This window comes from Pseudogulbenkiania sp. FW507-F1 (assembly GCF_058781125.1).
The window spans coordinates 16,078-41,948 of the sequence record NZ_JBYSWM010000031.1; the positions used below are offsets into that span (position 1 = coordinate 16,078).

General features: G+C 65.3%; 24 protein-coding genes and 3 tRNA genes. 15 read left to right on the plus strand and 12 right to left on the minus strand.

Annotated elements, in window-relative coordinates; translation table 11 throughout:
• Nucleotides 1–70 precede the first annotated feature (70 nt).
• Nucleotides 71–559, minus strand: a complete 489-nt coding sequence (locus AC3WG5_RS16315) for an Lrp/AsnC ligand binding domain-containing protein (RefSeq protein ID WP_008955307.1) — start codon at nt 557–559, stop codon at nt 71–73.
• Nucleotides 560–696: 137 nt separating this feature from the next.
• Between AC3WG5_RS16315 and AC3WG5_RS16320 the strand changes: the two genes are divergently transcribed.
• The 5 genes from AC3WG5_RS16320 to AC3WG5_RS16340 all read left to right on the plus strand — a co-directional run bounded on the left by AC3WG5_RS16320 (nt 697) and on the right by AC3WG5_RS16340 (nt 6,379).
• Complete coding sequence (locus tag AC3WG5_RS16320) at nt 697–2,001, plus strand: D-amino acid dehydrogenase (RefSeq protein WP_014086395.1); 1,305 nt, start codon at nt 697–699, stop codon at nt 1,999–2,001.
• A 7-nt stretch (nt 2,002–2,008) separates the two neighbouring features.
• The gene (gene alr, locus AC3WG5_RS16325; RefSeq protein ID WP_492569621.1) at nt 2,009–3,076 is read left to right on the plus strand and encodes an alanine racemase; all 1,068 of its coding nucleotides are present in this window, start codon (nt 2,009–2,011) and stop codon (nt 3,074–3,076) included.
• Between the two features lie 202 nt (nt 3,077–3,278).
• Complete coding sequence (gene gntR, locus AC3WG5_RS16330; RefSeq protein ID WP_492569623.1) at nt 3,279–4,298, plus strand: HTH-type transcriptional regulator GntR; 1,020 nt, start codon at nt 3,279–3,281, stop codon at nt 4,296–4,298.
• Nucleotides 4,299–4,491: 193 nt separating this feature from the next.
• A complete protein-coding gene (locus AC3WG5_RS16335) occupies nt 4,492–4,998 on the plus strand; it encodes a gluconokinase (RefSeq protein ID WP_492569625.1) in 507 nt (168 codons plus the stop codon).
• A 37-nt stretch (nt 4,999–5,035) separates the two neighbouring features.
• Nucleotides 5,036–6,379: an MFS transporter gene (locus tag AC3WG5_RS16340; RefSeq protein WP_492569627.1), complete on the plus strand. Its 1,344-nt coding sequence runs from the start codon at nt 5,036–5,038 to the stop codon at nt 6,377–6,379.
• Between the two features lie 222 nt (nt 6,380–6,601).
• Here the strand turns inward: AC3WG5_RS16340 and AC3WG5_RS16345 are convergent, their stop codons facing one another.
• Complete coding sequence (locus AC3WG5_RS16345) at nt 6,602–7,225, minus strand: response regulator transcription factor (protein WP_492569629.1); 624 nt, start codon at nt 7,223–7,225, stop codon at nt 6,602–6,604.
• A complete protein-coding gene (locus AC3WG5_RS16350) occupies nt 7,222–9,885 on the minus strand; it encodes a PAS domain S-box protein (RefSeq protein ID WP_492569631.1) in 2,664 nt (887 codons plus the stop codon). Before AC3WG5_RS16350 ends, AC3WG5_RS16345 begins: the two co-directional genes overlap by 4 nt.
• Nucleotides 9,886–10,051: 166 nt before the next feature.
• Here AC3WG5_RS16350 and AC3WG5_RS16355 point away from each other — a divergent pair, with 166 nt between their 5' ends.
• Nucleotides 10,052–11,221, plus strand: a complete 1,170-nt coding sequence (locus tag AC3WG5_RS16355) for an ABC transporter substrate-binding protein (RefSeq protein ID WP_492569633.1) — start codon at nt 10,052–10,054, stop codon at nt 11,219–11,221.
• A gap of 56 nt (nt 11,222–11,277) precedes the next feature.
• Here the strand turns inward: AC3WG5_RS16355 and AC3WG5_RS16360 are convergent, their stop codons facing one another.
• The 4 genes from AC3WG5_RS16360 to AC3WG5_RS16375 form a co-directional block, all read right to left on the minus strand.
• Nucleotides 11,278–11,952: a GntR family transcriptional regulator gene (locus AC3WG5_RS16360; protein WP_008955298.1), complete on the minus strand. Its 675-nt coding sequence runs from the start codon at nt 11,950–11,952 to the stop codon at nt 11,278–11,280.
• A gap of 142 nt (nt 11,953–12,094) precedes the next feature.
• Nucleotides 12,095–12,170 (minus strand) — tRNA-His (locus tag AC3WG5_RS16365).
• 22 nt (nt 12,171–12,192) lie between these two features.
• Nucleotides 12,193–12,269 (minus strand) — tRNA-Arg (locus tag AC3WG5_RS16370).
• A 26-nt stretch (nt 12,270–12,295) separates the two neighbouring features.
• Nucleotides 12,296–12,372, minus strand: a tRNA-Pro gene (locus AC3WG5_RS16375).
• A 114-nt stretch (nt 12,373–12,486) separates the two neighbouring features.
• On the opposite strand from AC3WG5_RS16375, the gene folD reads away from it, so the two are divergent.
• The 3 genes from folD to AC3WG5_RS16390 all read left to right on the plus strand — a co-directional run bounded on the left by folD (nt 12,487) and on the right by AC3WG5_RS16390 (nt 14,966).
• A complete protein-coding gene (gene folD / locus AC3WG5_RS16380) occupies nt 12,487–13,338 on the plus strand; it encodes a bifunctional methylenetetrahydrofolate dehydrogenase/methenyltetrahydrofolate cyclohydrolase FolD (RefSeq protein ID WP_041703339.1) in 852 nt (283 codons plus the stop codon).
• Between the two features lie 161 nt (nt 13,339–13,499).
• Nucleotides 13,500–14,363 carry a formyltetrahydrofolate deformylase gene (purU, locus tag AC3WG5_RS16385; protein ID WP_492569635.1) on the plus strand — a complete coding sequence of 288 codons (864 nt, stop codon included), beginning with the start codon at nt 13,500–13,502 and terminating at the stop codon, nt 14,361–14,363.
• A 3-nt stretch (nt 14,364–14,366) separates the two neighbouring features.
• Nucleotides 14,367–14,966, plus strand: coding sequence for a hypothetical protein (locus AC3WG5_RS16390; RefSeq protein WP_008955295.1), 600 nt, complete (start codon nt 14,367–14,369; stop codon nt 14,964–14,966).
• Here the strand turns inward: AC3WG5_RS16390 and AC3WG5_RS16395 are convergent.
• The 4 genes from AC3WG5_RS16395 to rlmD form a co-directional block, all read right to left on the minus strand.
• The gene (locus tag AC3WG5_RS16395) at nt 14,927–15,280 is read right to left on the minus strand and encodes a YbbN family protein (RefSeq protein WP_492569637.1); all 354 of its coding nucleotides are present in this window, start codon (nt 15,278–15,280) and stop codon (nt 14,927–14,929) included. The two genes, AC3WG5_RS16390 and AC3WG5_RS16395, sit on opposite strands and share 40 nt — an antisense overlap.
• Nucleotides 15,277–15,750, minus strand: coding sequence for an NUDIX domain-containing protein (locus tag AC3WG5_RS16400; protein ID WP_014086405.1), 474 nt, complete (start codon nt 15,748–15,750; stop codon nt 15,277–15,279). The genes AC3WG5_RS16395 and AC3WG5_RS16400 overlap by 4 nt, the downstream gene beginning before the upstream one ends.
• A gap of 88 nt (nt 15,751–15,838) precedes the next feature.
• Complete coding sequence (locus AC3WG5_RS16405) at nt 15,839–16,525, minus strand: YecA/YgfB family protein (protein WP_482582985.1); 687 nt, start codon at nt 16,523–16,525, stop codon at nt 15,839–15,841.
• A 183-nt stretch (nt 16,526–16,708) separates the two neighbouring features.
• On the minus strand, nt 16,709–18,262 hold the full coding sequence (gene rlmD / locus AC3WG5_RS16410; RefSeq protein WP_492569639.1) for a 23S rRNA (uracil(1939)-C(5))-methyltransferase RlmD: 1,554 nt from the start codon (nt 18,260–18,262) through the stop codon (nt 16,709–16,711).
• 124 nt (nt 18,263–18,386) lie between these two features.
• On the opposite strand from rlmD, the gene AC3WG5_RS16415 reads away from it, so the two are divergent.
• A complete protein-coding gene (locus AC3WG5_RS16415) occupies nt 18,387–19,292 on the plus strand; it encodes a L,D-transpeptidase (protein ID WP_492569641.1) in 906 nt (301 codons plus the stop codon).
• 51 nt (nt 19,293–19,343) lie between these two features.
• Here AC3WG5_RS16415 and AC3WG5_RS16420 read toward each other — a convergent pair whose 3' ends face one another.
• On the minus strand, nt 19,344–20,777 hold the full coding sequence (locus AC3WG5_RS16420) for an aminotransferase-like domain-containing protein (protein ID WP_294864522.1): 1,434 nt from the start codon (nt 20,775–20,777) through the stop codon (nt 19,344–19,346).
• Between the two features lie 170 nt (nt 20,778–20,947).
• Between AC3WG5_RS16420 and AC3WG5_RS16425 the strand changes: the two genes are divergently transcribed.
• From AC3WG5_RS16425 to AC3WG5_RS16445, 5 genes are all read left to right on the plus strand, one after another.
• Nucleotides 20,948–21,577, plus strand: a complete 630-nt coding sequence (locus tag AC3WG5_RS16425) for a LysE family translocator (protein WP_492569644.1) — start codon at nt 20,948–20,950, stop codon at nt 21,575–21,577.
• 97 nt (nt 21,578–21,674) lie between these two features.
• Nucleotides 21,675–23,072, plus strand: a complete 1,398-nt coding sequence (gltX, locus tag AC3WG5_RS16430; protein ID WP_492569650.1) for a glutamate--tRNA ligase — start codon at nt 21,675–21,677, stop codon at nt 23,070–23,072.
• Between the two features lie 317 nt (nt 23,073–23,389).
• Nucleotides 23,390–24,250, plus strand: a complete 861-nt coding sequence (locus tag AC3WG5_RS16435; protein WP_492569646.1) for a hypothetical protein — start codon at nt 23,390–23,392, stop codon at nt 24,248–24,250.
• 194 nt (nt 24,251–24,444) lie between these two features.
• Nucleotides 24,445–24,909: a bacterioferritin gene (gene bfr / locus AC3WG5_RS16440; protein WP_492569648.1), complete on the plus strand. Its 465-nt coding sequence runs from the start codon at nt 24,445–24,447 to the stop codon at nt 24,907–24,909.
• Between the two features lie 118 nt (nt 24,910–25,027).
• The gene (locus tag AC3WG5_RS16445; RefSeq protein ID WP_492569651.1) at nt 25,028–25,567 is read left to right on the plus strand and encodes a YIP1 family protein; all 540 of its coding nucleotides are present in this window, start codon (nt 25,028–25,030) and stop codon (nt 25,565–25,567) included.
• The last annotated feature ends 304 nt before the right edge of the window (nt 25,568–25,871 follow it).

Here is a 25,871-nt window from a genome sequence, read left to right on the forward strand (position 1 = left end):
CACGTGACTTCATTTGGTGCGTTCTGTTTTGGTGCGTCGGCATCGTTTCACCGATGCCATGGCGGTCAGGTCAGTCGGGGATGGGCAGCGCCAACGTTTCCTTGACCTCTTCCATCACCACGTAGCTGCGCGACTCGTTGGCGTGCGGCAGCTTGAGCAGGATGTCGCCCAGCAGTTTGCGGTACATCGACATGTCCGAGATGCGCGCCTTGAGCAGGTAATCGTACTCGCCGGACACCAGGTGGCACTCCATCACCTCCGGCAGCTTCTGCACCTCGCGGCGGAAGGAGTCGAAGATGTCGCCGGACTTGGCGGCCAGCTTGATTTCGACGAATACCAACAGCGAGGAGTTCATCGCTTGCGGATTCAGGCGGGCGTAGTAACCTTCAATTATGCCGTCACGCTCCAGTTTGCGTACCCGTTCGGTACAGGGCGTGGTCGACAGGCCGACCTTGTCGGCCAGTTCGGTCATCGACATGCGGCCGTTGTTTTGCAGGTATTTCAGTATCCTCAAGTCGATCTTGTCGAGCGGGCGCTCCACTACTTGTTTGTCTCTCATAATTTCCTGTGCATTGTCTATATTTTGTTGAATTTATTTGTTTTTTTGTAAAAAAACAGTAAATAAAACTGCCTTAAAGTAAATATACTACCGGAAATCACTAAACGTTCAAACCCTACCTCGGGAGTGTAGAGAACATGAAGGTTATCGTGCTGGGCGGTGGTGTCCTGGGTGTTTCCACTGCATGGTATCTGGCCAAGGCTGGCTGCGATGTGACCGTGATCGAGCGCCAGGACGGCGTCGCACTGGAAACCAGCTTCGGCAACGCAGGCCAGATTTCTCCGGGTTATTCCGCCCCGTGGGCCGCACCGGGCATTCCGCAGAAAGCCATCAAGTGGCTGTTCCAGCGTCACGCCCCGCTGGCCTTCAAGCCGGACGGCAGCCTGTACCAGTGGCAGTGGATGAGCAAAATGCTTGCCAACTGCACCGAAGCCGCCTACGCCACCAACAAATCTCGCATGGTGCGACTCGCCGAGTATAGCCGCGACAAGATCAAGGAACTGCGCGCCGAGACCGGGCTGGCCTACGAAGGCCGCGAAATGGGCACGCTGCAGGTGTTCCGCACCCAGTACCAGCTCGACGGCATGGCCAAGGACATCGCCGTGCTGAAGGAAACCGGCGTGCCGTTCAACGTGCTCGACCGCGAGGGTTGCGTCAAGGCCGAGCCGGCGCTGGGACGGGTCAAGGAAAAGATCGTTGGCGGCTTGCAGCTGCCCAACGATGAAACCGGCGACTGCCAGCTGTTCACCTCCCGTCTGGCCGAACTGGCGCGCGCCAAGGGCGTGAAGTTCCTGTTCGGTCAGACCATCGACGCCATCCAGCACGACGGCAAGAAGATCACCGGCGTGCGCGCCAACGGCGTGGAACACCGTGCCGACCACTACGTGGTGGCGCTCGGCAGCTACTCGCGCGATCTGTTGAAGACGCTGGATATCGACATCCCGGTCTACCCGGTCAAGGGTTACTCGCTGACGGTGCCGATCACCAACGCCAGTGCCGCCCCGGTGTCCACCGTGATGGACGAAACCTACAAGGTGGCGATCACCCGCTTCGACAACCGCATCCGTGTCGGCGGCATGGCCGAACTGTCCGGCTACGACCTGAGCCTGAACCCGCGCCGCCGCGAAACGCTGGAAATGGTGGTGGGCGATCTGTTCCCCGAAGGCGGCAACATCCCGGCGGCCGAATTCTGGACCGGCCTGCGCCCGATGACGCCGGACGGCACGCCGATCATCGGCGGCAGCCGCTTCGCCAACCTCTCGCTCAACACCGGCCACGGCACCCTGGGCTGGACCATGAGCGCCGGTTCCGGCAAGGTACTGGCCGACCTGATCATCGGCGTGAAGCCGGAAATCAGCGTCGACGGCCTGTCCATGCAGCGTTACGCCAAAGGCGGCGAAAAGCTGGTGGTACCGACCGCCCGTATCGTCACCAGCCACTGAGGTTCGCATGCGTCCGTTGATTGCCTCGATCCGACTCGAGCACTTCCGTCATAACTATGAACTGGCACGCCGCCAGCACGGCGGCCGCGCGCTGGCCGTGGTCAAGGCCAACGCCTACGGCCACGGCGCGGTACGTTGCGCCCAGGCCGTGGCCGACATCGCCGACGGCTACGCCGTGGCCTGCCTGGAAGAGGCGCTGCAATTGCGCGAAGCCGGCCTGACCCTGCCCATCCTGCTGCTGGAAGGGGTGTTCGAGGCGGCCGAATTGCGCGAGGTGGAGCAGCATGGCCTGTGGCTGGTGGTGCAGAGCCAGCAGCAGCTCGACATGCTGCTCGCCAGCCAACCCGCCAAGCCCTACCGGGTGTGGCTGAAAATGGACTCCGGCATGCATCGTGCCGGTTTCTTCCCGCAGGACTACGCGGCCGCCTACCAAAGGTTGGCCGAAAGCGGCAAGGTGGACGGCATCGTCAAGATGACCCACTTCGCCCGCGCCGACGAACCGGCGCTGTCTGCCACTGCGCAGCAGATGGAAACCTTCGATGCCGCCTGCGCCGGTCTGCCGGGCGAAGTCAGCGTGGCCAACTCCGCCGCCATCATGGTGCACGAGCGCACCCGGCGCGACTGGGGCCGTCCCGGCATCATGCTGTACGGTGCCACCCCGCTGCCGGCCGGCTACGCACAGGACGCCGCGCTCAAGCCGGTGATGCGTCTCACCAGCCGGGTGTTCGGTGTGCGCGAACTCACTGCCGGCGAGCCGGTGGGCTACGGCGCCACCTTCGTAACCGAGCGTCCGACCCGCGTCGGCCTGATCGCCTGCGGCTACGCCGACGGCTACCCGCGGCTGGCCTCCACCGGCAGCCCGGTGGCGATCGACGGCGTGCGCTCGCGCATCATCGGCCGCGTGTCGATGGACATGATCACCGTCGATCTGACCGACTTGCCGGCTGCCGGCATCGGCAGCGAGGTCGAACTGTGGGGCGACAGCGTCAACGTCAACGAGGTGGCGGCGCAGGCCGGCACCATCGCCTACGAGCTGCTCTGCAACGTCAAGCGCGCCCATTTCGTGTATTGCTGAATTGTAAAGTCGTGTGCACTCTGCTTAACCCGGTCATTTGGCCGGGTTTTTTTTGACTCTTCCCAAAGTGACCCGTGAAGCGGCAGGCGCCGCCGGGGCGGGCCGCAGCCAAAAGGCATAGGGCGGCGGCAGTGTGGTTTGATACACTGCCACGGCAAGGCGGCCGCGCCGCCTCCCGTTCACCGAATCAAGCCGTTCAACCATGTCTAGAAAACCGCGCCTACGCTCCGGAAGCGGCGTCACCATGCACGATGTCGGGCTGGCCGTCGGCGTCAGCGCGATCACCGTATCGCGCGCGCTGTACTCGCCGGAGCGCGTCTCCGATACCCTCCGCAGCAAGATACTGGAAGCCGTCGACCGGCTGGGCTACGTGCCCAACCGCTCGGCACGCGCGCTCGCCTCGGCGCGCTCGCAGACCGTGCTGGTGTTGATCCCCTCGCTGACCAACACGGTCTTCATCGACACCCTGGCCGGCATCGAGGACGTGCTGCGCCCCGCCGGCTACCAGATGCTGATCGGCAATACCCACTACAGCGCGGGCGAAGAGATGCAGCTGCTGCGCGCCTACCTCGAGCACCAGCCGGACGGGGTGCTGGTGACTGGTTTGTCGCAGCCGCCGGAATTCGCCCAGACCCTGGAGCGGCAGGGGATTCCTGCGGTGTACATGATGGACCTCACTGCGGATGGTCGCCGTTGCGTCGGCTTTTCCCAGGAAGACGCGGGCGAAGCGATCACCCGCCACCTGCTGGAGCGCGGGCGCCGGCGCATCGCCTTCATGGGGGCGCAGCTTGACGAGCGCGTGCTCAAGCGCCTGGACGGCTACCGCAAGGCGCTGCACGCCGCCGGCCGCTACGACGCGGCACTGGAAGATCTCGACCCGGCGCCGTCCACGATGCAGATGGGGGCCGATGCGCTGACGCGCTTGCTGCAGGCCCATCCCGATTGCGACGCCGTGTTCTGCTGCAACGACGACCTCGCCATCGGCGCGCTCGCCGCCTGCCAGCGGCTCGGCCTGGCGGTGCCGCAGCGTATGGCGATCGCCGGCTTCAACGATCTGCAACCCGCCGGCTGGGTGACGCCGCCACTGACCACGGTGGCCACGCCGCGCTACCGCATCGGCACCGAAGCGGCCAGGCTGCTGCTGGCGAGCATCGCCGGCGAAGCCGATGCCATAACCTGTCATGACCTGGGTTTCACCGTCATGCCACGGGCCAGCTCGTAGCAGCCGACAACCGTTTCCAGTCGTGCCGGCTGCCTGCGCCAGCGTGGGCAGTTTTGCAACACCCGCTCGCACTCTGTCTGCGGCATGAAGCAAATTCTTGCCTGCTTCGATTTGTTAGCGCTAACATCCGAAAAACAGCCAACGCCCGCGCTCACCGCAGGCGTTTTTCTCAATCTGAAATGTTAGCGCTAACATGAAAATGCCGAACATCGTGGTCATGGGGGTTGCCGGTTGCGGCAAGAGCAGTCTCGGCGAGGCTCTGTCCGAAACCCTCGGCGCCACTTTCATCGAAGGCGACGCCTTTCACCCCGCCGAGAACATTGCCCGCATGTCCGCCGGCATCCCGCTCACCGATGCCGACCGCGCCAGTTGGCTCGGCGTGCTGGCGGCACGGCTGGCCAGCGGACGGGCAGGGGGAGAGCGCATGGTGCTGGCGTGCTCGGCGCTCAAGCGCCGCTATCGCGATGCCTTGCGCGAGGGCGACCCCGAGCTGCTGTTCGTCCACCTGAGCGGCTCGCGCAGCCTGATCGCCGAGCGCATGGCCGCTCGCTCCGCCCATTTCATGCCGCAGAGCCTGATCGACAGCCAGTTCAGCGACCTGGAGGCGCTGCAGCCGGACGAGCAGGCCATCGTCTGTGACATTCAGCAACCGCTCGCCAGCTTGCGTGATCGCGTGCTCGAGCAGTTGCACAGCAAGTAGCACCCAAACACGTCATAACTACACGGAGGAGAACACAATGACGACCCACAACACCACCGCCCGCGTGCCGACGCGCCGCTGGCGCATCGGCGCCCTGCTCGGCATCGGCGTGCTGGTCAACTATTTCGACCGCATCAGCCTGTCGGTGGCGGCGCCGCAGTTGCAGCAGGAATTCCACCTCACTACCGGGGATATCGGCCTCTTGTTCAGCGCCTTCTTCTGGGCCTACGCCTTGCTGCAGATTCCGACCGGGGTGGTGCTCGACCGCTTCGGCGTCACCAAAGTTGGGCGCTGGGGGGCGTTCCTGTGGGGCATCGCCGCCACGCTGACCGCCTGTGCCGGCGGTTTCGGTGGCGTGTTCGCCGCGCGTGCCCTGCTGGGGGTGGCTGAGGCGCCGGGTTTTCCGGTCAGCTCGAAGGCCACCGGCTACTGGTTCCCGCGCCGCGAGCGTGCCATGGCGACTGCGCTGTTCGACGCCGCCGCCAAGTTCTCCAACGTGATCGGCGTGCCGCTGGTCGCCCTGACCGTGGTGCATCTCGGCTGGCGCTGGGGCTTTGGCCTGTCCGCCCTGTTGAGCCTGTGCTACTTCCTGGCCTTCTACCTGCTCTATCGTGACCCCAGCGCCGACAGCAAGCTGTCCCGGGCCGAGCGCGACTACATCGTCCAGGGTGGTGCCACGCCGGAAGGGGTAAGCCAGGAGAGTCCGCTCAACATGCTGGGCTACCTGCTCAAGCAACGCAAAATCTGGGGGCTGTCGATCGGCTTTGCCGCCTACGGCTACGTGTTCTACCTGTTTCTGACCTGGTTGCCGGGCTACCTGGTGCAGGCGATGCACATGAGCATCCTCAAGTCGGCGACGTTCGCCGCCGTCCCCTGGCTGTTCGCCACGCTGTCCGATCTCCTGGTCGGCGGCTGGCTGATCGACCACCTGATCGCCAAGGGGCATGACGAGACGCGGGTGCGCAAGGGCGTGCTGGTGGCCGGCATGCTGTGTGGCCTGGCCGTGTTCGGCGCCACCACCACCACCGATCCTTACGTCGCCATCGTCTGGATCACCATCGCGCTGAGCGGCCTGGCCGCCGCGGCGCCGGTGGGCTGGTCGCTGCCGTCGCTGATCGCCCCGCACGGCGGCACCGGCACGGTGGGTGGCATCATGAACTTCGCCAACAACATGATGGGCGCGGTGGCGCCGATCGTGACCGGCTATATCGTCGGCGCCACGCAGTCGTTCTCCAACGCCTTCCTGGTGGCCGGCGTGGTGCTGGTGATCGGCGTGTTTGCCTTCGTGTTCCTGTTGGGCAAGATCGAGCCGATTCCGGAGCCGGGCAAGGATGCGGTGCGCCGTGTAGGTGGGGTGGGCACTCCTTCCGCGACGCGTTGAGAGGGAGCGAAAGCGTCTAGCCCGACAACTGGCGAGACGCCTGTAAACGACAAGGCCGCCCGGTGACGGGCGGCCTTGTGCGCTCCGGCTTGAGTATCAAGAGTCGCTAACAAAACCCAGCGCAGCGGTCTTGGCTAGGCGCGCGGCCGCAGACAGTACAAGGTAGTACGGCCAGGCCGCGCAACAACGCCAAGAGGGTTCTGTTAGCGGCTCTATGGGGCGTCAGCCCTTCTGCTGGCGATAGGCCACCACCGCCTGCACCAGATCGGCGATCGAGCGCGCGCCCATCTTGTCCATCATCTTGCCGCGGTGCGCTTCCACCGTTTTGATGCTGATGCCGAGGTCGTCGGCGATTACCTTGTTCATCTTGCCCTCGATCACCTTTTCCAGCACCTCGCGCTCGCGCACCGTGAGCGAATCGAGCCGTTCCGCCATCTTGCTGAGGCTGGCGGTGCTGTCGAGGCGCTGCCGGCAGGCCGCCAGCGCGCTGTCCACGGCGTCGAGCAGGGCCTGCTGGTTGAACGGCTTTTCCAGGAAGTCGTGGGCACCGCGCTTGACCGCCTGTACCGCCATCGGCACGTCGCCGTGCCCGGTAATGAAGATCACCGGCCACGGATTGCCGCGCCGGCCCAGTTCCTCGAACAGTTCCAGCCCGCTCATGCCGGGCATGCGGATATCCACGATCAGGCAGCCGACGCCGGACGGCACCACCCGGCCCAGGAAAGCTTCCGCGCTGCCGTGGCACTCCACCGGGTAGTCGTGGCTTTCCAGCAGCCAGAGCAGGGAGTCGCGGAACGGTTCGTCGTCATCGATGATATGGATGGGCGCTTGCTTGGTCATGTTCATGCTTCGGTCACCGGCAGGGTCAGGCGGAAAATACTACCACCGTCCGGGTTGTCTTCCACCCAGAGTTGACCCTGATGGAATTCGATGATGGTGCGGCAGATGTTGAGCCCCATGCCCATGCCTTCCTTCTTGGTGGTGAAGAAGGCGTCGAACAGGCGCTCCTTGAGATCCGCCGGCACGCCGTGGCCGCGGTCGGCGATGGCGACCTCGACCCGACGCGGATTGAGCACGTCGGCGCTGACGATGAGCTGGCGTCGGGCGGGTTCGGTGTCCTGCATCGCCTCGATACCGTTCTTGATCAGGTTGAGCAGCACCTGCTCGATCAGGATCGGGTCGACGCAGACTTCCGGCAGGCGTGGCGGCAGTTGCAGGTCGATGGTGGCGGCGTAGCGGCGCGCCTCGATGTCGGCGATGGCGAGCGTGGCCTCGACGATATCCGTCAACTGGCAGGGCTTGCGGTCGGGTTCGCTCTGTTTCACGAATTCTCGCACACGGCGCACGATCTTGCCGGCGCGTTCGGCCTGGGCGGTGATCTTTTCCATCACCGGCAGCAGCGATTCGGCGCTGGCGCGGCCCTGGCGCAGCCGTTCGATGCAGCCGGCCTGGTAGTTGGCGATGGCCGACAGCGGCTGGTTCAGCTCGTGGGCCAGGGTCGAGGCCATCTCGCCCATGGTGACCAGGCGCGAGGTGGCCTGCAACTTCTCCATCTGTTGTTCGTAGCGCTGCTCCGCCTCGTGCTGCTGGGTGATGTCGGTGAGGATCACCATCAGCGTCGGTCGGCCGTCCACCCAGCGCACCTGGCGGCGCCGCGCCGACAGCCAGCGCGGCGGGTTGGCCAGCTGCAACTGGAGGTCCAGTTCGGAGCGTTCGGCGTCGCGCATCAGGAAGGCCAGCCGCAGGTCGCAGCAGCTCGCGCTCTCCTCCTGCCCCAGCACGTTGTCCGGGTCGAACCACTGTCGGTAGTGCTGGTTGCAGAACAACAGCTCGTGGCTGGCCGGGTCGACCACCGCCACCGCGGCGTCCAGGCCCTCGATGACGGTGACGAAACGCTCGTGCGAGGCCTCTAGTCGTTGCTTGGCCTCCTGGCGCTCGGTGATGTCGGTCATCGCCGTCATCCAGCCGGTGTGCTGGCCGTCGTGGTCGATGAGTGGCGAGATCAGCAGGTTGACGTGGATTTCCTTGCCATCCTTGCGCCGGATCTGGGTCTCGAGGCCATCCTGTGGCGCGTTTCCCGTCAGCGCGGCCGCCATGTGGCGCTGGTGCAGTTCGGCGGCTTCGCCGGAGCGCCAGTAGGGGTAGGGCGGCAGTTGGCCCAGCAGTTCCTGCTCGCGGTAGCCGGTGATGTCGCAGAAGGCCGGGTTGACGTAGGTGATGCGCCCTTCGAGGTCGATGGCGCGCAGCCCCACCACCAGCGAATCTTCCATCGCCTTGCGGAAGGTGGATTCCTGCCAGAGCGCTTCCTGCGCTTCCTTCTTGGCGGTGATGTCGCGCCCCGAGACGTAGATCACGCCGCTCTCCGGCAGCGGGCTCAGCGCCCACACGATCCAGTGCGTGGCGCCCTCGCGCGTCAGCACCCGGGTCTCGACGTAGCGATGGCTCTGGTCGGCGCCGAGCATGTCGAAAAAACCTTCCTTCAGCATGTCGCGCTCGCTGGGGTGCAGGTAGCTCAGGAAGGAGGTGCCGATGAGTTGCGCTTGCGAGTAGCCGAGCACGGTTTCGAACGCCGGGTTGACCTCGAGCAGGGTGCCCTCCGGGCTGATGATGCCGAGCAGATCCTGTGACAGGCGGTACACCCGGTCGCGCTCTTCTTCGGCGCTGACGCGGCGGCGGATATGGCGGTTGAGGCTGAGCAGGCTCATCAGGGTGAGCAGGGTCAGGCCGACGATCAGCCCCAGTTGCAGGACGCGGCTCGGGCTGGTCGCCGTCTTTACCGGGCGGGCGATGATGGCGAGCCCGGTGCCGGGCAGGTCGAGCTTTTCGGAGAGCGTGCCGCTCAGGCGCTGCTGGGCGTTGTGGCCGATGTCACGGCCCTCGGCGTCGATCAGCTCGAGCTGGTATTTCTCGGCAAACCACGACGGCGGCAGGCGGCGGATCAGCGTGCCGGTGTTGAACACGGCGATCATGGTGCCGACAAACTGGCCGTTGCGCAGCACCGGCACGTGCAATTCGATGCGCCATTGGCCGTCCGCGCTCTGGTAGGGCCGGCTGTAGACCGGCCGGCTCTCGATGCGCGCCTTGACGAAGGCGTCGGCGCTGGGGCCCGAGAGGCCGTCGCCCAGCGTCAGCGGGCCGTCTTCATAGGGGGCGATCCAGCGCAGGATCATGCCGGTGTCGGCGCGCACCACCGCCAAGAGTTCCGGGGTGTTGCCGATGAATTGCGCCGCCTGGAGCTGGAAGCCGCTTTCGTCGAGATCGTCGCGCCCCGCTTCGCGCGCGAGTTCGGTGAGCTGGTTGAGATTGTCTTCGAGGTGGAGTTGCAGCGTCTGTTCCGCCCACAGCGCGTCGCGCGCCAGCGCGGTACGCAGCTGCTCGGCTTCGCGCGAATCGAGCGCCCACAGCATCACTGCCATGGTCAGGAAGAACAGCACGATGCTGGCGTTGGGGAACAGCCGGTACCAGCTCGGGCGCTGGCGCTGGGCGGTGGAGTGGTAACGAAGCATGCGTAAGGTGTCCGGACGAGGTGGTCCTGTACCACCGGCGTGGTGCCGGCAACAGAACGTGAGTGTAGGCCAAGCCGACGCCGAAGATAAGACGGGTTAGCCCGCAGCGTCGGGCTTGTTGATTGGCGTGCGCCCCGTTAAGCTTGCGCTCCGGAGAAAAGAGACAATGAAAACAACTATTTTGAAGCGCGCTCTGATGCTGGCGGGGTTGCTGTGGGCGACGCTGGCCGGCGCCGTCGAGCCGATCCGCATCGGTGTGCCGGGGGCGTATACCGGAGGGTCCTCGCCGATGGGACTCAGCATGCGCAACGGCATCCGGCTGGCGGCGCAGGAGATCAACGCCCGTGGCGGCGTCTTGGGGCGGCCGCTGCAGCTGGTCGAGCGCGACGACGGCGGCAACGCGCTGCGCGGCCGGCGCGTCAACGCCGAGCTGATCCGTCAGCCGGTGGTGGCGACGGTCGGCCTGGTGAATACCGCGGTGGCCGAAGCGGTGGTGGGGCTCTACCAGGAGGCGCGTGTGCCGCTGGTGATTGCGGTGGCCACGGCGGCAAAGCTGACCCAGCCTGCGCGCGACGGCTATGTGTTTCGCGTCGCGCTGTCCGATACGGTGCAGGCGCGGCTGATCGCGCGCGAGGCGGTGGAACGTGCCGGCTATCGCCGCATCGCCATCTTCGCCGACACCACCCGCTACGGCGAGCAAGGGGTGATGGAACTGACCGCCGCGCTGGCGCGCTACGGCGTGCGGCCGGTGGTGGTGGAACGCTTCGACCTGCACGAGCGCGACATGGACGAGCCATTGCGCAAGGCGGCGCGCCAGGGGGCCCAGGTCATTCTGACCTATGCCATCGGCCCGGAGCTGGTGGAAATCGCCAACGGCATGGCGCGGATGGACTGGCAGGTACCGCTGATCGGCAGCTGGACGCTGTCGATGTCGAATTTCATCGACAACGCCGGTCCCAACGCCGACGGCACGCGCATGGTGCAGACCTTCATTCCGGAGGGGGCCGGCGGGCGGCGCAAGGCGTTCATCGACGCCTACCTGGCGCTGAGCCATGGCCGGCGCATTGCGTCGCCGCCTTCCGCGGCGCAGGGCTACGACGCCATGTTGCTGCTGGCGGCGGCGATCCAGCAGGCCGGCAGTACCGACCGGGCCGCGATCCGACGGGCGCTGGAGCAGCTGCAACGGCCGGTCGACGGCGTGATCACGCGCTACCGGCGTCCGTTCAGCCCGACTAGTCATGAGGCGATCGACGAAACCGTGCCGGTGATCGGCAAGGTGGCGGGGGGAGAAGTGGTGCATGCCTATCGCGAGGACAGGCTGAAGGGCATGAAGTAAGTCTGTGTGAGTTGCTGCCGCGTTCGGCCAACCTTAGAAGGTTGGCCGAAGCGTTTTTAACGCGGCGAACCCTGGTTCTTGAGGTAGCTTTCCAGCGCGTTGCCGGCCGACAGGATGTGGAAGCGGATGAACTCGGCCGCTTCCTCGGCCGCGCCTTGCTGGCACAGCTCCAGCAGCTTGGTGTGTTCGGCGTGGGCGCGTTCCATGGTCTGGGTGAACAGGATCTGCATGCGCGTGTAGCGATCGGTCTTGTTGTGCAACTGCTCTATCAGCGCCAGCGTGTTGGGGCGCTTGGCGGCACGGTACAAGGCCAGGTGGAAGCGCGAGTTCAGCTCACCCCAGTGGCGGATGTCGTTGGTCTGCAGCGCGATCTCGAACTGCTTCAGGGTGTCGGCGGCCATGGCCAGGTCGGCCTTGGTCTGGCGCGGGATGGCGGCGCGCAGCAGCGAGCTTTCCAGCATGGCGCGGATGTCCAGCAGTTCCAGCACGTCGTCCAGCGACAGTTTGGATACCAGGGCACCCTTGTGGTCGATGATCTGGATCAGGCCTTCGGCCTCGAGCTGGCGCAGCGCCTCGCGCACAGGCACCCGGCTCACGCCGTATTCATTGGAAAGCGCTTCCTGGCGCAATTGCTGGCCGTCGGCAAACTCGCCCGACAGGATGCGTTGGCGCAGGGATTCGGTTACGGCACTCGTCAGCGTCTGGCGCTTGATCGGCTGCAGGGTGGTCATGGGGTGGAAGCTCTGTCAGTCAATCGGATACATACAAATGTATTCAATTATTACGGAGCGGGGCAGGGGAGACAAGTGAAACTGCGGCCGGCAGGAGCACGTGCAACAAAAAAACCGGCCCTCGGGCCGGTTTTTGCAAGACTGGGGTGGATAATGGGACTCGAACCCACGACAACCGGAATCACAATCCGGGACTCTACCAACTGAGCTATATCCACCACTGTCTTACTGCTGTACCACTGGCGCGCCCGACAGGACTCGAACCTGTAACCCCCGGCTTAGAAGGCCGGTGCTCTATCCGGTTGAGCTACGGGCGCATCCTGCACCGAGTGCGCGGAGTTTCTGGTCGGGGTGGAGGGATTCGAACTCTCGACCCCCTGATCCCAAATCAGGTGCGCTACCAGGCTGCGCTACACCCCGACGACAGAGAGCGCAACTATACGGATCGAGCATAATGCTGTCAATACCCGTTGAGCTCAGGGGGTGAAAAATGAGAAAATGCCGTTTTTGGTTGGTTTGGTTTCGGGACAGAGCATGACGGCACAACTCATTGATGGCAAAGCAGTAGCAGAAAAATTGATCGGGCGCGTACGCGAAGGCGTGGATGCACGCCTCAAGGCGGGCAAGCGTGCTCCGGCACTGGCCGTCATCCTGGTCGGCGACGATCCGGCCTCCGGCGTGTACGTCGGCAACAAGAAGCGCTCGTGCGAGAAGGCCGGCATCCGCTCGGTGGCCTACGACCTGCCCGCTTCCACCTCGCAGGAAGAGCTGCTGGGGATCATCGACCAGCTCAACGCCGACGCCAGCATCGACGGCATCCTGGTGCAGCTGCCGCTGCCCAAGCAGATCGATCCGCAGTCGGTGATCGAGCGCATCGAGCCGAAGAAGGACGTGGACGGCTTCCACCCCTACAACATGGGCCGTCTGGCGGTGAAGATGCCGCTGCTGCGTCCGTGTACCCCGCGCGGCGTGATGACCCTGCTGGAAGAGTACGGTATCGATCCGAAGGGCAAGAAGGTGGTGATCGTCGGCGCGTCCAACATCGTCGGCCGCCCGCAGGCGCTGGAAATGCTGCTGGCGCGCGCCACCGTGACGGTGTGCCACAGCGCCACCACCGACCTGCCCAAGGAAGTATCCGAGGCGGACATCGTGGTGGCCGCGGTGGGCATCCCCAACTTCATCAAGGGCGAGTGGGTCAAGCCGGGTGCGGTGGTGATCGACGTGGGCATCAACCGCCTCGACAGCGGCAAGCTGTGCGGCGACGTGGAGTTCGCCACCGCCAGCGAACGTGCCGCCTTCATCACTCCGGTGCCGGGCGGGGTGGGTCCGATGACCGTGGCCACGCTGCTGCAGAACACGCTGGATTCGGCCAACCTGAACGCCTGAGGTCTGCGGGCAGGGGGCGCCGAGCCGTAGCGGCGGCGTGACGGTGCGGCGCGCTGGTTTATCTCCTTCGCGTGCACTGCCCCTGCCGTGAGACATGCGGTGTTGCCTGGCGCGCGGAATGCCGCCGCCGGCACATCGGCTTTCGTTTCTGGGAGTGAACAATGAGTCATAACAAGAATTCGGCCACGCTGCTGATCAGCTGCCCCGACAAGAAGGGGCTGGTGGCGGCCATCGCCAACTTCCTGATGACCTACAACGCCAACATCATGCATGCCGACCAGCATCAGGATGTCAGCGAAAACCTGTTTCTGATGCGCATCGAGTGGAGCCTCGACGGCTTCACGCTGCCGATGGAGAGCTTCGCCGCGGCGTTCCAGCCGATTGCCGACAAGCACGGCATGACCTGGCGCGTGTCGCTGTCGAGCCGCAAGCCGCGCATGGCGATCTTCGTCTCGAAATACGAGCACTGCCTGGTCGACCTGCTGCACCGCTGGCGCATCGGCGAATTGAACTGCGACATTCCGCTGATCATCTCCAACCACGAGGACTGCCGCCGCATGGCCGAATTCAACGGCATCCCCTACCACGTGGTGCCGGTGACGCAGGTCAACAAGGAAGAGGCCGAGGCGGAGCAGTGGCGCTTGCTCGAGGAAGCCGGGGTGGACGTGATCGTGCTGGCGCGCTACATGCAGGTGCTGTCGCAGCGTTTCGTGGAACGTTTCCCGAACCGTGTGATCAATATCCATCACAGTTTCCTGCCGGCGTTCGACGGCGCCAAGCCCTACCATCGTGCGTTCGCGCGCGGGGTGAAGCTGATCGGCGCCACCAGTCACTACGTGACCGAGGTGCTGGACGATGGTCCGATCATCGAGCAGGAGGTCACGCGCATCTCGCACCGTGACGACGTCGAGGACCTGGTGCAGAAGGGGCGGGATCTGGAAAAGGTGGTGCTGTCGCGCGCGGTGCGCTGGCACCTGGACGATCGCGTGTTGTCCTACAGCAACAAAACCGTGGTGTTCGATTAAGACATGCGTATCCTCTTTGACGATGCCCTGGACTTGGTGCGTTTCCGTGTCCGGCCGCTACAGCACTACCAGTATGCGTTCTGGCAGCCGGCGCTGTTGTTGACGGCGCTCGGTATCATCGCCAGCGCCGGCGCCGACGGCCTGGGTGACAACGTCGAGGGGCGCGTGGCGTTCTTCCTGCTGTTCACCTGGCTGGAGACGCTGTTGTTCACCCAGTTCATGGGGCTGTGGCTGCGCCTGGGCAAGTGGAAGCCGAGCGGTTCGTTGTTCGGGCTGGTGGTGGCGGCCAACAGCGTGCAGATTCTCGAGCCCCTGACCAGCTGGCTGCCGGACGACGCGGCGCTGATCGGGGCCTTCGCGTTGTCGGTGCTCACCATTACCATCCTGGTGCATGCCCTGACCGCGGTATCCGGGGTGTCGCGGCTGCGCGTGCTGGTCGGCGTGCTGCTGTTCTCGCCGCTGGCGATGATGCTGATGGGCTCTACGCTGTCGCTGGCGGCGTCGCTCGACTGGGTGCAGGTGCCGCCCGAGCTGGGGCTTGAGCTGAACCAGGGGGATGCGGCTCAGGGGGCTTCCGACGGCGGCGACGCCAACGCGATCTGAATCGCTTCGGCCAACTTGGCCCGTTCCAACGGCGCGTTCACCATGGTGTGAAACGCGCCGTTGTCGTATAGGGCGAGCGCCGGCAGGTGGAACAGCTCGAATTCGTGCGCCAGCGCGCTGCTGACGGCGATGTCGACGTAGCACAGCTGGCGGATGCGGGGCGGGACCAGCCGGGGCAGGCTGGCGTGCCACACCCGGCAGGCGCTGCAATGGGGTTGGCCGAACAGCACCAGCGTGGCCCCGGGCAGGGTGGGAAGGATGTGGTGAAAGCGGAACTCGTCGAGTTCCAGCCAGGGCAGGATGGCGTTGCTCATTCCACCTTGGCGATGTAGCGCGCCAGCCCGAGAAAGGCGCGCAAGGCCTCGCCCTTGGGGGTGGTGTCGCTGCGCACGCGGGCGTAGCGGCGCAGGATGGCACGCGCGTCGTGCATCAGGTCGAGCTCGCTGTCCGGCGAGGTCACCAGGGCGATGCGCTCGACTTCGCCCTGCGGCTTGACCTGGCCCTGGGCGATCGCCAGGTAGACCTTGTGCGCGGCGTGCGGGGTGATGTGGTCGAACAGGTACAGCATCGAATTGATGCGCAGGCCGGTTTCTTCGCGTACTTCGCGGATTAGTGCCTGCGAGCGCAGTTCGCCACGGTTGGCCTTGCCCCCCGGCAGCTGGTAGCGCCCTCCGCGCGTCGCAGCTACCAGCACCCCGTCCGGCATCTCGATGATCGCCGTGGCGCGCCGCGCCAGCGTTGGCGGCAGTCGCTGCTCCGGTCTTCTTGCTTCCTGTATCGTCATTTCTCGTGATTCTTTGGGTTATGTCGGACCGCTCGCCGGCGGCCTGTCGCCATCCCGGGTGGACCGGGTGGCGTGGTTGCGTACCGGCTCAGCGCCGGCCGCCGTCCTTGCTTTTTTTGCCGGGGCGTACCGGGCGCGGGGTCTGGGCGGGTTTCGCCGTCTCTGCCTGTTCCGCCGCCACGCTCTCCTGCTCCATCTGCCGGCGCATGGCGGCAAAGAAGCGGTAGATCGCCTCGACCGCCGGCGAGATGCCGGCAAGCCATTGCTCGCGCTGTCCGGCGTCGGCATTGTCCACGTAGGGGCGCATTTCCGGATCGGGGTGGTGTTCGAACGCCAGCGCCATGATCGGCACCAGCGCCTCGGCCTGCTCTTCATCCTCGAACAGCAAGCCCCAGTCCTCGTTCATCAGCTCCATGCCGGCGGTGAAGCCCTGAGCCCAGTCGTTGCCGTGCACCACACCGTGCTCGTCCGGCTCCAGCCAGGGGTGGAACTCGCGTCCCGAGTGCAGTGTGTCGGCGATGTCGAGCCAATGGCCCATCAGCAACGAGACGAACTGCTCCAGCGCCTTCTGCGAGCTGAAGGCGGTCTCGTCGTCGAAGGCGTCGCCCAGGATCAGCGGCAGCACCTCGCTCGGCTTGATCGGTTCCGGCCCGCACAGCAGGGCGGCGAAGAAGCCGTCGAGCTGCTCCAGGCCCATGCAGTGCTGGGCGCGAAAGCGGGCCAGGGTGGTGGCCAGGTTTTGGTAGTCGCGGTCGGTGAGGGGTTTGTGGCTCATGGTGATCGGCGTCGCTAAAGGATGGCTATTATCGGGCAAAACAGCCGTTTGAGGCGGGGTGGCGGCAAAACAATGCCGGACCGGTGTGAAAGCGCGCCGCGAGTGCGGCACGGTCCTTGGCGCTGCCCGCCCCAGGGGCCGGCAGCCAACCCGTCGTTGCGCCGGGAGGCTGCCGTGACCGGCTTACTGCTCGCTGTCGCTCTTGGTCGCGTTGCGCGCGTCGTAGTAGGCCTGATTGGCGAGGTAGTGCTGACGGCGCGCTTCCTTCTTGGCGGCGCGCTCGGCCTCTTCCTCGGCCTTCTTGCGGGCGGCCTCGGCTTCGCGCGCCTTCTTGGCCGCCTTGGCGGCTTCGCGGGCGGCGGTTTCGGCGGCTTCCATCTCGTCCATTTCCTTCCTGGACTTGCACGGGCCGGTCTTCTCGAACCAGGCCACCGACTCGACGTGGGCGGTGTGCGGGAACATGTTGATGATGCCGGCCGCCTTCAGCGTGTAGCCCTTGGTGTTGACCAGGATTCCGGCGTCGCGCGCCAGCGTCGCCGGGTTGCACGAGACGTAGACGATGCGCTGCGGCGCGGTGTCGTCGGTGAGGGCCTTGAGCAACTGCACGGCGCCGTCGCGCGGCGGGTCGACCAGCATCTTGTCGAACTTGCCGAGTGCGGCGAAGCTCTCCTCGGTGACGTCGAACAGGTTGGCCATCTCGTAGCTGACCTTATGCTCGAGGCGGTTGTGGCGGGCATTTTCCACCGCGCGCTTGACCAGCGCTTCGCTGCCTTCCATGCCGTGCACGTCGGCGCCGGAGCGGGCGATCGGCAGGGTGAAGTTGCCGATGCCGCAGAACATGTCGGCGATGCGCTCGCCGGGCTGCGGGTCGAGCAGCCTCAAGGCGCGCGTCACCATGACGTTGTTGATCTCCGGGTTCACCTGGGTGAACTCGGTGGGGTAGTAGGGCATCTCGACGCTGAAGTCGCGCAGCGTGTAGGTCAGTTTGGGCGCGTCGAGCGGGTAGAGCGGATAGCAGGTGTCCGGCCCCTTGGGCTGCAGCCAGATCTGCAGCGGACGGCCCGGCTGCGAGTGGGTGTCGGAGAAACGGCGCAGGATGGCCTCGTCGGCAGCACTGATGGCGTCCATGTTGCGGAACACCAGGATGTCGAGCTTTTCGCCGACGGCCACTTCGATCTGCGGCATGCGGTCGCGGATCGACAGCGTGTAGATCATTTCGCGCAGCGGCACGATCAGCGCCGAGATGTGCGGCGGCAGGATGTGGCACTCGCTCATCTCGGCGATGTAGCTGGAGCGTTTCTCGTGGAAGCCGACCAGCACGCCGCCTTTCTTCTCGACCAGGCGCGCCGAGAGGCGGGCACGGTGGCGGTAGCCCCAGGCCGGGCCGGCGATCGGCGTCAGCATGCGTTCGGCGCTGACCTTGCCGATGTGCTTGAGGCTGTCTTCCAGCACGCGCTGCTTGATGGCGACCTGGGCCGAGAATTCGACGTGCTGCATCGAACAGCCGCCGCAAACGCCGAAGTGTGGACAGCGTGGCGTGGTGCGCAGGAAGCTTTCTTTCAGTACCGCGCAGGTGTCGGCGTTCTCGTAACTGGGTTTCTTGCGATAGGAGCTGTAGCTGACGGTTTCGTACGGCAGCGCCCCATCGATGAAGATCGTCTTGCCCTCTACATGGGCGACGCCGTGCCCTTCGTAGTCGAGGGATTCGATCAGGGCGACTGGTTGGGATGGATTCATCGTTTTCCGTGTCAAATCAAAACGGTAAAACGGTAATTTTCGCAAAATACGCCGTGCCGCGCTGGCTTTTTTGCAAGCGGGTGTACGGCGGGGTTTCTGCTAAAATGGCGCGACCGGATAATTGATGGAACGAATGGGTATGGTGGGTGCAAGGAGTAAGCGGGTTGTCGCGGCGGCAATGCTGGTGGCTGCGGCGTTGGCGCGGGCCCAGGTGCCGGCGCCGGATGTGCTGATCAACGGCAGCGGCTTGCACGTGGTGATCAACCTGCCGCAGACCCGGCTGTTCGTGTATCGCGACGGTACGCTGCTCAAATCCTACCCGGTGGCGGTGGGCAAGATGCTGACCCAGACGCCGACCGGCACCTACGCAGTGACCGGCATTTATCCCAAGCCGATCTGGTACGTGCCGAAGTCGATCCAGGAGGAAATGAAGCAGCAGGGCAAGCCGGTGCTGACCTCGGTGCCGCCGGGGCCGGACAATCCGCTCGGCAACGCCTTCGTGCGCTTTGGCGACCCGCGGCTGGGGCTCGGCATGCACGGCACCAACGTTCCGACCAGCGTGCCGGGCTTCCGCAGCCACGGTTGCGTGCGGCTCAAGAACGAGGACATCGACGAGCTGGCCAGCACCGTGTCGCCGGGAGCGGCGGTGACGGTGGCCTACCAGACCGTGTTGTTGAATGAGGATGCCGCCGGCGAGCTGTGGCTGACCGCGCTGAAGAATCCGTACAAGTACGACGATCCGTCGTTCAAGCAGCTGGCCCAGGTGCTGCTGGCGTGGCAGTCCAGCCGCCAGGTGGCGGTGCACGGCAAGCGCGTGGACGTGGCGCTCAGGGAGCGCAACGGCAAGCCGGTGTGCCTGAGCTGCAAGTCGGCCGACAAGGCTCGCATCAGCGGCGAGCTGTCGGCCCTGCGCTGGCTCAGTGGCGGCAGCAAGGCGCCGGAGCTGGCGCCGTCCGAAACGGCTCCCGCCGCGCCGGAGACGGTCAACAAACTAGAGCCGCGCCCGGCGAAAAAGCCCGCCAAGGTGTGAGCGCCGCCGTTCTTTGCCAACAAGCCGCTGCCATCGAGGCGGCGGCTTTTTTCATGCCGTCGTGTTGCGGCTCTGGCCGGCCAGCTCGCCGACGCGCACCAGCGCGCGCTCGAAGGCGTCGCTCCACGGGTAGCAGCAGGAGAGCCGCAGGCAGTGGCGGTAGCGTCCCTTGGCCGAGTAGATGGTGCCCGGCGCCACGGTGATGCGCTCGGCCAGCGCGGCGCGGAACAGCTGCTGGGTGTCGGTGGCGGAGGGCAGTTCCACCCACAACAGGCAGCCGCCCGAGGGCGAGGTGGCGCGCGTGCCGGCCGGGAAGTGGCTGGCCACCATGCCGCGCAGCCGTTCCATCTGGCTCATGAAGTGGCGGCGCAGGCCGCGCAGGTGGTGGTCGTAGCCGCCGCTTTCCAGGTATTCCGCCACCGTCTCTTCCAGCAGCCGCGGCTGGCCCAGCGTGCTGGCCACCTTGAGCCGCGTGACTTCCTTCAGGTAGCGCCCCGGCGCGATCCAGCCGATGCGAAAGCCCGGCACCAGCGTCTTGCTGTAGCTCGAGCACAGCAGCACCCAGCCGTCGCGGTCGTAGGCCTTGACCGCGTCCGGCACCGCCTGGCCGTAGAACAGCTCGGCGTGCGGGGTGTCCTCGATCAGCGGCACGCGGTACTGGTTGACGAGCTGCGCCAGGCGCTTCTTGGCCTCCAGCGGCATGCTGCAGCCGAGCGGGTTGTGTACCGTGGGCATGGCGACGATGGCGTTGAGGCGCTGTTCCGACAGCAGCAGCTCCAGCGCGTCCAGCGACAGCCCGGTGGTGGGGTGGGTGGGGATCTCGATCGCCGACAAGCCCAGGCTCTTGAGCAGCGGAACCAGCGCGAAGTAGGTGGGCGATTCCAGCCCGACGGTGTCGCCCGGCTTGCACACCGCGCGCAGCGCCAGCGACAGCGCCTCGGAGCAGCCGTTGGTGATGACGATATCCTCGGCCGCCAGCACGCAGCCCCAGCTCACCACACGCTGGGCGATCTGGCGTCTGAGGCGTGCCGAGCCGGGCGGGAAGGGGTAGTCGGTGGCGAGTTCGGGGTGCTGGCGGATCAGCTGGTTGAGGATCTGCTTGACGCGGCCGGTGGGGTAGAAGTCGCTGCCGCGCGGGCTGGCCAGCGACAGATCGATGAAGTCTTCGCCGGTCTGCGCCGCCATGAAGGCCTCGATGTGGTCGAGCACGTCGTCGCTGGTCGGCAGCGCCGTGCTTTGGCGGCGCATGCGCGGCAGCGGCAGGTTGGCCGAAGACTTGACGTAGAAGCCCGACTGCGGCCGCGCCTCGATCACGCCACGGTCTTCCAGCGCGCGGTAGGCGGCGAGGATGGTGGACGGGCTGACCTTGTGCATGGCGCAGGCCTGGCGCACCGAGGGCAGGCGCTCGCCCGGGCGCATCACGCCGTTCTGGATCAGCGTGATCCATTCGTTGACCAGTTGCTGGTAGAGCGGCTCGTGATTCATGGGGGCTCCGTTGACGTCAAGCGGTACAGTTGGCGGCTGACTCGACCATAACAGTTGGGAATTGTCCAAACTGTTATGGTTGCAATACGATTTTTTTGAATCTGTTATTGTAATGGCGGGCTCGCTACCATGTCTCCATCGAAAAACCTTGTTTTTTTGCTGGAACCCGCATGAACTTCGTCCCGCTGACGCTTTACCTGATGGTGATGACCATCACCCCCGGTCCCAACAACCTGGTGCTGGCTTCGTCCGGCGTGCGCTTCGGCTTCAGCCGCACCCTGCCGGCGCTGCTCGGCATGGCGCTGGGGCTGGCCTGCCAGATCGCCATCCTGGCGGTGGCGCTGGGCCATATCAAGGAACTGATGACCGACCTGCAGCTGTGGCTGGCACTGGCCGGCTGCAGCTACCTACTGTGGTTGGCGTGGCAGATGACGCGTGCCGGCCAGCCGGGTGAAGCCGGCGACGCGGCGCGACCGATGGGTTTTGCCGGCGGGGTGCTGTTCAACTGGCTCAATCCCAACGTCTGGCTGATGGGCGTCAACCTGGCGCTGCTGTTCCTGCCCTCCGGCATGCCGCTGTGGCAGGCGGGCGGCCTGTTCGCCGTGGTGGCCTTCATGGTGGCGCTGCCGTGCATCGGGGTGTGGGCCTGGGGCGGGGTGGCGCTGGCGCGCTTCCTGCGCTCGCCGCGCCGGCTGGCGGCGTTCAACTGGATCATGGCGAGCCTGTTGGCCGGGATGGCGCTGTGGCTGGTGGCGGACAAGCTGCCGGCGGGGGCGCTGGACGGCGTGCCGTTCGTGTGAGGGGGCCAGAGCCTGCCGCTATCATCGAGCCCGCGTTTGCGGGCTTTTTTGCGGGCAGCGTACAATAGCGCTTTCGTCTTTTCGTCAGACCCTGGCCATCATGATCCGTACCCGTTTCGCCCCCAGCCCGACCGGCTTCCTGCACATCGGCGGCGTGCGCACCGCGCTGTTTTCCTGGGCCTACGCCCGCAAGAACCAAGGCACCTTCGTGCTGCGCATCGAAGACACCGATCTCGAACGTTCCACGCCGGAATCGGTGAAGGCCATCCTGGACGGCATGCACTGGGTTGGTCTCGACTACGACGAAGGCCCGTTCTACCAGACCCAGCGCTTCGACCGTTACAAAGAGGTGATCCAGCAATTGCTGGCTTCCGGCCATGCCTATTACTGCTACTGCAGCAAGGATGAGCTGGACGCCCTGCGCGCCGAGCAGGAAGCCAAGGGGGAAAAGCCGCGCTACGACCGCCGCTGGCGCCCGGAACAAGGCAAGACCCTGCCGGCACCGCCGGCGGGGGTGCCGCCGGTGGTGCGTTTCAAGACCCCGCTCACCGGCAGCGTGGCGTGGGACGACGCGGTCAAGGGCCGCATCGAATTCCAGAACGAGGAACTGGACGACCTGATCATCGCCCGCCCGGACGGCAGCCCGACCTACAACTTCTGCGTGGTGGTGGACGACTGGGACATGAACATCACCCACGTCATCCGCGGCGACGATCACGTCAACAACACCCCGCGCCAGATCAACATCCTGCAGGCGCTTAACGCGCCGCTGCCGGTGTACGGCCATCTGCCGATGATCCTCAACGAGGACGGCCAGAAGATGTCGAAGCGCCGCGACGCGGTGAGCGTGGTCGACTACGCCGCCAAGGGCATCCTGCCGGAAGCGCTGCTCAACTACCTGGCGCGCCTCGGCTGGGGCCATGGCGACGACGAGTTCTTCTCCTTGGAACAGTTTGTCGAATGGTTCGACCTGAAGGACGTCAGCCCCTCGGCCAGCCGCTTCAACAACGAGAAATTTCTGTGGCTCAACGCCCAGCATATCAAGGCCGCTGACAACCTGCGCCTGGCGCAACTGATCGCCCCGAAACTGGCCGAGGCCGGCATCGATCCGTCCTGCGGCCCGTGCCTGAGCGACGTCATCGCGCTGGTCAAGGAGCGGGTGCAGGATCTCAACGCGCTGGCCGCCGAGTGCGATTACTTCTACAAGACGCGCGAGCCGGCCGCCGCCGACATCGAAAAGCACCTGGCCGACGACAGCAAGGCGCGCATGGCGCGCTTCGCCGAGCAACTCGCCGCGCTGACGGAGTGGAACGCCGAGGCGATCCACCACCTGTTCAAGCCGTTCTGCGCCGCCGAAGGCATCAAGATGGGCCAGCTCGGCATGCCGCTGCGCGTGCTGGTGTGCGGCACCACGCAGACGCCGTCGGTCGACGCCGTGCTGGCGCTGATCGGCAAGGACGAAGTGCTGCGCCGCATGAGCCAGGCTCAGGCCTGATGCGTTGACGCCTCGGCCAAGGTTGGCCGAAGGCGAATGACGATGCCCCCCGCCGCTCCGAGAGGAGGGCGGGGGTTTTTCATTCCGGGGTACGCACGCGGCGGCCCTGTCTCGTGTCAGGAAGAGAGGAACGGCCGCATCGTGTCACGGTATGCACTTGCAGTTTGGATTTTGCAGGCACCCCACTATAACTATTGAACATGGAGAGCCGTGATCGCCGCGACGGCGGCGGAACGGCTTGCCGGGAAGAATGCGCGCCAGCCCGGCGCCCCGGTAACGGGGCCGGCCGCTGTCGCTGAAACCATCGGGGGAGCACCATGTTCGACGCGACGTATCGACGTTCACTGTTGTGGCTGGCCATGGGGTCGGCATTGGCGGCGCTGCCGGGGGCCGCCATGGCGACCCATTCCTGGGGCGGCTACCACTGGGCGCGCACGAGCGCCCAGTTCACCTTGTCGCTCGGCAACAACCTGACCGCGGCGGACTGGGTGAGTTATCTCCATCAGGCGTCCAGCGACTGGAACAGCCCGACCAGTTTCGGGGCGAGCTCGACCCCGCTGCTCACCGCCGTCGTTGCCGGACAGTCGACGAAACGGTGCTCGATGGTCAGCGGCACCACCCAGGTGTGCAACGGCAAGTACGGTTACAACGGCTGGCTCGGGCTGGCCTCGATCAACATCACCGGCGGCACCCACATCACCCAGGGCACCGCCAAGATGAACGACTCGTACTTCAACCTGGCGACCTACAACAATCCCAACGAGAAGCTGCACGTGATCTGCCAGGAGACGGCGCATACCTTCGGTCTCGACCACCAGTCCACCGACGGCAGCTCGCTGAACACCTGCATGGACTACTTCTCCAACACCGGCAGCAACGCCGGCAGCACGCTGAGCACGCACCCCAATGCCCATGACTTCGAAGAGTTGAACATCATCTATGCTCACCTCGACAGCACGACTACCGTTGCCTCGACCACGGCGGCCTCGGCGGGGGTCGATATCACCGACGACCCGCGCAGCTGGGGGGCCTTGGTGCGCCAGTCGGTGAACGGCCGCAGCTCGCTGTACGAGCGCTACAACACGGACGGGTCAAAGACGGTGACCCACGTGTTCTGGACGGTGGAAGCCGCGGCCAAGTGTCCGAGCTGTGACCACCGTTTTGAGCATCATGACTAGACCGGCATGCGGAATTTCCGCCGCTCCGGGGGAGGGCTGCGGCGTGCCGACTCCTTGGGCGGCAGTTGCGTGCGAGCCGCCTGCTGCCGTCGCCCGCTGCGTGCCGTTTTCGGTAACGGGATTGCCTCCGCTCGGAGCGCGGGTGCCGGTGCGCCTTGCGGCAGGTGGAATTCCCTCACCTCAGGAGACCGACCATGAAAGGCAACAAGGCCGTTATCGCGGCGCTCAACAAGCAGCTGGCCGGTGAACTCACGGCGCGCGACCAGTATCTCATCCACTCGCGCATGTACCACGACTGGGGGTTCGGCAAGCTGTTTGAGCGGCTGAACCACGAAATGGAAGAGGAGACCGGGCACGCGGCCGGGCTGATCAACCGTATCCTGTTTCTCGAAGGCACCCCGGCCATGAGCCCCGGCAAGCTCAACATCGGCAAGGACGTCGAGAGCATGCTGGCCAACGACCTCAAGCTGGAGTACGACACGGTGGCCTTGCTGCGTGCGGCGATTGCCGTGTGCGAACAAGAGGGCGACTACGTCAGCCGCGAGTTGCTGGAGGCCCAACTGGACGACACCGAGGAGGATCATGCCCATTGGCTGGAGCAGCAGCTGGGGCTGATCAAGCTGATCGGCCTGCCCAACTATCTGCAGTCGCAGACCTAGGGCGCGGCATTCCCGGAGTCGATCTTGAATTTGTGACCTGCTGCATTAGCTTTAAAGTAATGTGTGCAGTTTTTTGTCACCCGGAGGGAATGCCGTGAATCTGATGAATGCTCCCAAAATGATCTGGTCGTCGCATGAGGGCTGGCCGGAATTGGCCAGGCAACACCCTTCCGTGATGGCAACCTTTTTCAAGGTGGTGCTGCCGTTGTCGCTGCTGCCGGTGGCGATGATCCTCTACGCCGCCACCTGGCACCGAGCGGTATACGCCCCGGATACCACGCTGATGAACTGGGTGTGGATTTCGCTGGTGTTCCTGGTGGTGGAGTGGGGCTGCGTGTTTGCCATGGGCTGGCTGATCCAGTCGGTGGAAAGCCGGGACCACCCGCTCGAGTACCGCGACGGCTTCCGCCTGGCGGCGTATGCGCCGATCCCCATCTGGCTGTCGTCGCTGTCGCTGTTCGTGCCGTCGCCGGCGCTCAACGTGGTGGTCGCCCTGCTGGGCCTGCTGGCTTCCGGCGGACTGATCTATCACGGCCTGGACGGCTGGTTCCAGCATGACGAGTCGGTGACCACGCTGTCGCGTGCCTACACCATCTTCTCGTTCGGGGCGCTGATCTGGGCGCTGGTAGTGGCGATTCTGGTGGTGCCGCTGCTGTGACGCGCTAGCGTTCCGGGCGGCAACCGATCAAGGGCCAGGGACGTCGGGACGTCCCTGGCCTTTTGTCATGGGAGGACTGGGGTCTCGGAACAATGTCACGGCAGGAAGCGCAAGGCGGAAGGCCCGGCAGGGGTCTTCCGCCATTTCTTTGGCCGGTGCGGCCTCGTTGTGTCCTGTCCCGGCGGTGTCGGTTAAGCCGGCCGTTGGCGCATGCCACCTGGAGGTGTCTTCGGCCAACGTTGGCCGAAGCGGGCGCGTGGGCAATGCCGACGGGGCGAGAGGAGGGCGGAGGGGGCTCCCGCTG

Coding starts and splice junctions, on each gene's coding strand:
- AC3WG5_RS16415 (WP_492569641.1), top strand. CDS start 18,387: ATGGAACGAATGGGTATGGTGGGTGCAAGGAGTAAGCGGGTTGTCGCG.
- AC3WG5_RS16350 (WP_492569631.1), bottom strand. CDS start 9,885: ATGCTTCGTTACCACTCCACCGCCCAGCGCCAGCGCCCGAGCTGGTAC.
- AC3WG5_RS16320 (WP_014086395.1), top strand. CDS start 697: ATGAAGGTTATCGTGCTGGGCGGTGGTGTCCTGGGTGTTTCCACTGCA.
- bfr (WP_492569648.1), top strand. CDS start 24,445: ATGAAAGGCAACAAGGCCGTTATCGCGGCGCTCAACAAGCAGCTGGCC.
- AC3WG5_RS16445 (WP_492569651.1), top strand. CDS start 25,028: ATGATCTGGTCGTCGCATGAGGGCTGGCCGGAATTGGCCAGGCAACAC.
- AC3WG5_RS16435 (WP_492569646.1), top strand. CDS start 23,390: ATGTTCGACGCGACGTATCGACGTTCACTGTTGTGGCTGGCCATGGGG.
- AC3WG5_RS16355 (WP_492569633.1), top strand. CDS start 10,052: ATGAAAACAACTATTTTGAAGCGCGCTCTGATGCTGGCGGGGTTGCTG.
- AC3WG5_RS16405 (WP_482582985.1), bottom strand. CDS start 16,525: ATGAGCCACAAACCCCTCACCGACCGCGACTACCAAAACCTGGCCACC.
- AC3WG5_RS16345 (WP_492569629.1), bottom strand. CDS start 7,225: ATGAACATGACCAAGCAAGCGCCCATCCATATCATCGATGACGACGAA.
- AC3WG5_RS16420 (WP_294864522.1), bottom strand. CDS start 20,777: ATGAATCACGAGCCGCTCTACCAGCAACTGGTCAACGAATGGATCACG.
- purU (WP_492569635.1), top strand. CDS start 13,500: ATGAGTCATAACAAGAATTCGGCCACGCTGCTGATCAGCTGCCCCGAC.
- gntR (WP_492569623.1), top strand. CDS start 3,279: ATGTCTAGAAAACCGCGCCTACGCTCCGGAAGCGGCGTCACCATGCAC.
- AC3WG5_RS16400 (WP_014086405.1), bottom strand. CDS start 15,750: ATGACGATACAGGAAGCAAGAAGACCGGAGCAGCGACTGCCGCCAACG.
- AC3WG5_RS16360 (WP_008955298.1), bottom strand. CDS start 11,952: ATGACCACCCTGCAGCCGATCAAGCGCCAGACGCTGACGAGTGCCGTA.
- rlmD (WP_492569639.1), bottom strand. CDS start 18,262: ATGAATCCATCCCAACCAGTCGCCCTGATCGAATCCCTCGACTACGAA.
- AC3WG5_RS16335 (WP_492569625.1), top strand. CDS start 4,492: ATGAAAATGCCGAACATCGTGGTCATGGGGGTTGCCGGTTGCGGCAAG.
- AC3WG5_RS16315 (WP_008955307.1), bottom strand. CDS start 559: ATGAGAGACAAACAAGTAGTGGAGCGCCCGCTCGACAAGATCGACTTG.
- alr (WP_492569621.1), top strand. CDS start 2,009: ATGCGTCCGTTGATTGCCTCGATCCGACTCGAGCACTTCCGTCATAAC.
- AC3WG5_RS16425 (WP_492569644.1), top strand. CDS start 20,948: ATGAACTTCGTCCCGCTGACGCTTTACCTGATGGTGATGACCATCACC.
- AC3WG5_RS16390 (WP_008955295.1), top strand. CDS start 14,367: ATGCGTATCCTCTTTGACGATGCCCTGGACTTGGTGCGTTTCCGTGTC.
- AC3WG5_RS16340 (WP_492569627.1), top strand. CDS start 5,036: ATGACGACCCACAACACCACCGCCCGCGTGCCGACGCGCCGCTGGCGC.
- folD (WP_041703339.1), top strand. CDS start 12,487: ATGACGGCACAACTCATTGATGGCAAAGCAGTAGCAGAAAAATTGATC.
- AC3WG5_RS16395 (WP_492569637.1), bottom strand. CDS start 15,280: ATGAGCAACGCCATCCTGCCCTGGCTGGAACTCGACGAGTTCCGCTTT.